Here is a 4,481-nt window from a genome sequence, read left to right on the forward strand (position 1 = left end):
GGTGGCGGACACGTCGGCGCCGCGGGCCGCGGCGGCCTCCAGCGCGGCCAGGGCCGGCGGGAAGGCGGCGCCGGCCGCGGCGCCCACCGCGGCGTACTGCTTGCGCAGCAGACCGGACGCCTTCAGCGACCAGGGCAGCAGCTCGGCGTCGAGCAGCAGCCAGTCGGTACCGAGCTCGTCCCACAGGCCCGCCGCGGACACCGCGTCCCGCAGCCGGGCCAGCACCTGACCGGTGACGGCCGGGTCGTCGAAGAACGGGCGTCCGGTACGCGTGTGCAGCGACCCGGTCACCCCGGCGACGCCGAACCGGGCCTCGGCGGCCGCCTCGTCGCGGCAGACCAGGGCGACCGCGCGCGAGCCCATGTGCTTCTCCTCGCACACGACCTGGCGCACACCGTCGTCCCGGAACGCGGCGAAGGCGTCCTCGGGGTGCTCGAGGTAGCCGTCCCGGGCCGAGGTCGCGCACGGGGACATGGTGGGCGGCAGATACCCGAGCAGCCGCGGGTCGACCGCGAAGCGGCTCATCACCTCGAGCGCGGCGGCGGCGTTCTCCTCCCGTACCGCCAGCCGCCCCATCAGGCCGGTCTCGACGGTACGGCGGCCCGCCACGTCGCCGAGGTCCAGCGGACGGCCGTCCTGCCCGCCCGGCGCGTCTGTGGCCAGCGGCTTGGCGGGCTCGTACCAGACGCGCTCGGCCGGTACGTCGACGATCTCGCGCTCCGGCCAGCGCAGCGCCGTCATCCTGCCGCCGAAGACCGCGCCGGTGTCGAGGCAGAGGGTGTTGTTGATCCAGGAGGTGGTGGGCACCGGGGTGTGGCCGTAGACGACCGCCGCGCGCCCCCGGTAGTCCTCGGCCCAGGGGTAGCGGACCGGCAGGCCGAACTCGTCGGTCTCGCCGGTGGTGTCGCCGTAGAGGGCGTGCGAGCGGACCCGGCCGGAGGTGCGGCCGTGGTACTTCTCCGGCAGCCCGGCGTGGCAGACCACCAGCTTGCCGCCGTCGAGCACGTAGTGGCTGACCAGCCCGTCGATGAACCGCCGGACCTTCTCGCGGAACTCCGGGTCGCGCTCGTCCTCCTTGTCCAGCTGCTCGATGGTCTCGGCCAGGCCGTGGGTGTGCTGGACCTGGCGGCCCTTCAGGTAGCGGCCCAGCTTGTTCTCGTGGTTGCCCGGCACGCACAGCGCGGTGCCGGCCTCCACCATGCCCATCACCCGGCGCAGCACGCCGGGACTGTCCGGGCCGCGGTCCACCAGGTCGCCGACGAACACCGCGGTACGGCCCTGCGGGTGCGCCCCGTCCCGGTATCCGAGTTCGGCCAGCAGCGTCTCCAGTTCGTTGGAGCAGCCGTGCACGTCGCCGATGATGTCGAACGGCCCGGTGAGGTGGGTCAGGTCGTTGTAGCGGCGCTCGGTGACGATCTCGGCCGCGTCGATCTCCGCGACGCCGCGCAGGACGTGCACCTTGCGGAAGCCCTCGCGCTCCAGGCCCTTGAGGGAGCGGCGCAGCTCGCGCTGGTGGCGCTGGACGACATGGCGGGGCAGCGCGGCCCGGTCGGGGCGGGCCGCGTTGCGCTCGACGCAGACCTGCTCGGGGACGTCCAGCACGATGGCGATGGGCAGCACGTCGTACTGGCGGGCCAGCGCGATCAGCTGCTTGCGGCTCTCGGACTGCACGCTGGTGGCGTCCACGACGGTGCGGCGGCCGGCGGCCAGCCGCTTGCCGGCGATGTAGTGCAGCACGTCGAAGGCGTCGGCGGTCGCGCTCTGGTCGTTGGTGTCGTCACTGACCAGGCCGCGGCAGAAGTCGGAGGAGAGCACCTCGGTGGGCTTGAAATGCCGGGCGGCGAAGGTGGACTTGCCGGAGCCGCTGGCGCCGATCAGCACGACCAGCGAGAGGTCGGTGACGGGCAGGGTGCGGGAGGCGGCGCCGCCGGTGCCGCGGTCGGTCCGGTCGGTCCGTGCTGGCTGCTCGTTCATGCGGCTGCCTCCTCCTTCGGAGTCGGGGTGGTCGGAGCGGGGGTGCTCGGGACCGGGGCGGGGGTGGCGGGGGCGGTCGGGTTCCCGCGGGCCCCGGCCCCGGCGAGCCGGGTGAACACGGCCAGCTGGGTCGGCGGGCCGACCTCCGGGTCGTCCGGGCCGACCGGGGCGAAGGCCACCTCGTAGCCGTACCGGGCGGCCACTGCCCGGGCCCACGCGGCGAACTCGGCCCGGTTCCATTCGAAACGGTGGTCGGCGTGCCGGACATGCCCGGCGGGCAAGGTCTCCCAGCGCACGTTGTACTCGACGTTCGGTGTGGTCACCACCACCGTGCCCGGCCGGGCGGCGCCGAAGACCGCGTATTCCAGTGCGGGCAGCCGCGGCAGGTCGAGATGCTCGACGACCTCGCTCAACACGGCCGCGTCGTAGCCCTTCAACCGGGAGTCGGTGTAGGCGAGCGAGCCCTGGAAGAGGGCGACCCGGCCGGCCTGCCGCTCGCCCATCCGGTCCAGCCGCAGCCTGCGGGCCGCGATGTCCAGCGCCCGGACCGACACGTCCACCCCGACGATCTCGGTGAAGCGCGGCTCCTTGAGCAGCGCCGCGACCAACTGCCCCTGCCCGCAGCCCAGGTCGAGCACCCGCGCGGCGCCCGCGGCGCGCAGCGCGGCCAGGATCGCCTCGCGTCGCCGGACGGCCAGCGGGGTCGGCGGCTCCTCGGCCTCCTCCGGCGCCTCGGCGGCGACCGCGTTGTCGATCTCCTCGACCTCCACGTCGTCGGCGTCCGCCAGCCGGGCCAGCTCCAGCCGCTCCATCGCCTCGCGGGTCAGCGACCAGCGGCGGGCCAGATAGCGGCTGGTGATCAGCTTCTGCTCGGGGTGGTGCGCCAGCCAGCCCTCACCGGCCCGCAGCAGCTTGTCCACCTCGTCCGCCGACACCCAGTAGTGCTTGGCGTCGTCCAGCACCGGCAGCAGCACGTACAGCTGCCGCAGCGCGTCGGACAGCCGCAACTCCCCCTGGAGCGTCAGGGCCACATACCGCGACTCCCCCCACTGCGGGAAGTGCCGGTCCAGCGCGAGAGGCCGCGCGCCCACCTGCCAGCCGAGCGGCTCGAAGAGCCCGGCGACCAGCGCGGGGCCGCCGCGGGCCGGCACCGCGGGCACCTCGATCCGCAACGGCAGCGGAGCCGCGGCCCGTTCGGGGTGGCTGCGGCACTCGCCGCGCATCGCGGTGGAGAACACCGTCCGCAGGGCGACGGCCAGCAGCGACGACGCGGCGTACGGCCGGTCGTTCACATAGGCGCCCAGCGCCGCGTCGGGCGCCCCGCCCCGGTCCTTCGCCCGCCCCCGCCGCACCAGCGCGGGCGGATCGACCTCCAGCAGCAGCGCCGCCGTGGTGCGCTCGGCGGTCGCCTCCGGGTAGAAGACGTGGGCGTCGCCGTAGGAGGTCGAGAAGACCTGGGCCTTGTCGGGGTGCTTGTGCAGCAGGAAGCCCAGGTCCGTCGCGGGACCCTCGGCGCTGTCGGTGGTGGATATCGTGAGGAACACCGGCTGAGTATCCCTTGCCCGGCTTTCCGGCCGACAACGGTTTTCTCCGGCACGGCCGGCCGACGGCGGACCGCTCCCGGGTCACCCGCGCAGCGCCGCCGCGACCGCCGCGATACCGGCGGGGCCGACCCGGCAGCAGCCCCCGATCAGCCGGGCCCCGGCGGCCTGCCAGCGCAGCGCCTGCCCCGGGTCGAACACCGAACCGCCCTGCCAGCGGCGCCCTTCGGCGTCCCAGCGCTCGCCGCTGTTCGGGTAGACCACGACTGGTTTGCCGGTGGCCGCCGCCGCCACCTCCACCGCGTGCTCGGCGTCCTCGGGGGCGCAGCAGTTGACGCCGACCGCGATCACCTGGTCCCGGCCGGCCGCCAGCGCGAAGGCGTCACGCAGCGGCTGGCCGGCCCGGGTACGGTCGCCGGCGACGGTGTAGGAGAGCCACACCGGCACACCCGTGCCCTCGGCGGCCCGCAGCATCGCCTCGGCCTCGTCGGTGTCCGGCACGGTCTCCAGCGCCAGCACGTCCGGCCGGGCCGCCGCCAGCGTCTCGATCCGCGGCCGGTGGAAACGGGCCAGCTCCGCCACCGACCTGCCGTACCGCCCCCGGTATTCGCTGCCGTCCGCGAGCATCGCCCCGTAGGGGCCGACCGAGGCCGCCACCCGCACCCCGGGCTGCCCCGCCGCCGCCCGCCGGGCCAGCTCCACACTGTGACGCAGCAGCCGCGACGCCTCCGGCCGGCCGATCCCGCGCCGCGCGAAGCCCTCGTAGGTCGCCTGATAACTGGCGGTGATCAGTACCCGCGCCCCCGCCCGCAGGTACGCGGTGTGGGCTGCCTCGATGTGCTCCGGGGCGTCGGCGAGCAGCCGGGCCGACCAGAGCGCGTCGGACAGGTCGCACCCCTGGGCGGCGAGCTGGTTGGACAGCCCGCCGTCCAGCACCAGGGTGCCGTCGGCGCCGAGGAAGGACCT

3 protein-coding genes are annotated in these 4,481 nt (G+C 74.9%); all 3 read right to left on the bottom strand.

The features are described from left to right. The coding region (locus GA0115240_RS35170; protein ID WP_107407269.1) for a polynucleotide kinase-phosphatase at positions 1 to 1,974 on the bottom strand (1,974 nt) is incomplete at its 3' end. Continuing rightward, the gene (locus GA0115240_RS35175) at positions 1,971 to 3,518 is read right to left on the bottom strand and encodes a 3' terminal RNA ribose 2'-O-methyltransferase Hen1 (RefSeq protein ID WP_093743204.1); all 1,548 of its coding nucleotides are present in this window, start codon (positions 3,516 to 3,518) and stop codon (positions 1,971 to 1,973) included. The genes GA0115240_RS35175 and GA0115240_RS35170, both read right to left, overlap by 4 nt. Positions 3,519 to 3,599: 81 nt before the next feature. Further along, positions 3,600 to 4,454, bottom strand: a complete 855-nt coding sequence (gene mmuM, locus GA0115240_RS35180; protein ID WP_237555468.1) for a homocysteine S-methyltransferase — start codon at positions 4,452 to 4,454, stop codon at positions 3,600 to 3,602. Positions 4,455 to 4,481: the final 27 nt, after the last annotated feature.

The sequence above is a fragment of the Streptomyces sp. DvalAA-14 genome (genome assembly GCF_900091855.1).
Taxonomy (GTDB): Bacteria; Actinomycetota; Actinomycetes; order Streptomycetales; family Streptomycetaceae; genus Actinacidiphila.